The sequence below is a fragment of the Vibrio sp. TH_r3 genome (genome assembly GCF_033101115.1).
Taxonomy (GTDB): domain Bacteria; phylum Pseudomonadota; class Gammaproteobacteria; order Enterobacterales; family Vibrionaceae; genus Vibrio.
This window is the reverse complement of sequence record NZ_JAWMPW010000064.1, coordinates 1-1,026: the sequence shown is the minus strand read 5'-3', so window position 1 is coordinate 1,026 and position 1,026 is coordinate 1. Positions and strand designations below refer to the sequence as shown.

1 protein-coding gene is annotated in these 1,026 nt (G+C 36.5%); it reads right to left on the bottom strand.

What is annotated here, in order from left to right; translation table 11 throughout:
• Window positions 1–215: 215 nt before the first annotated feature.
• Window positions 216–830: a LysE family translocator gene (locus R3X26_RS18755; RefSeq protein WP_317718841.1), complete on the bottom strand. Its 615-nt coding sequence runs from the start codon at window positions 828–830 to the stop codon at window positions 216–218.
• Between the last annotated feature and the right edge of the window lie 196 nt (window positions 831–1,026).

The window sequence follows — 1,026 nt, the reverse complement described above, 5'->3', positions numbered from 1 at the left end:
CAAGCAGCTCGTCTTACTGGCTTCAGCGGTAACCCTTGTGGGCTCTGCCGTGTCAGTGAGGCGCATTATAGGGATACAACAAAACTTAGCAACTGTTTTTTAGAAAAAAACCGCATTTTTTTGTCTAATTTTTTAATACATAACAATTCATAGTTAACTCACACTTTATTCACAAAACATTGTGGATAACATGATATTTTAGAGTGTTTTGTTAGTTATGCTGTCCAAACTACCCTTATAGACAAAATGATTAACACAATCCCAGAAAGCCTATCTATAATAACGGCTTTTTTCCGGAGCTTATCAAGTAAGACTGGTGAAGAAAGCATAAATGCAATAAAGGTGTACCACATACCATCAACCAAATAAGGAGTACCAACCACTAGTAGTCGTCCAAACAATTCAGAGCCTGCCGCTACAAACTGAGAAAACAAAGCAGTAAAAAACAACATAATCTTTGGACTAGTTAGAGAAATAAGAAACCCCTCTTTGGCGGACTGTAACACATTAACTTTTTGTCCAGATTCTAACTTTTCTGCAACCCCGCCTTTGGACCGGAGAGCCTTGACGCCCAAATACCCTAAATATATAGCACCGAGATAACTGATACCTTTAAATAGAACAGGATTTTTATGCAATAAGGTAGCTAAACCAACCAACGTAACTAAAGCATAAATCGCCACACCAGTAGCATGAGCCCAGGCTGTCGCCACACCATTCATTCTTCCACCAGCTAAACTATGTTTAGCGACAATCGCTAAACTTGGTCCTGGTGACATAGCACCAAGTAGGCAGATAGTAAAAAGTGATAGCCATATAGTAAATGTCATTTAAATATCCATATAAATAACGAAAAAGGAATGAATAAGGGAAGAGTAACAAAGTATAGAGTTCAAATGAACGTTATATATTCTAAGCAGACCTTATTTAAGCTAAAAAATTCATCATTTGTAACACATAGTTAAACTAAAATATTCTTAAGCAATAGTGATATAAAAAGCAAAAAAAAAGACCAAGCAAAGGCTC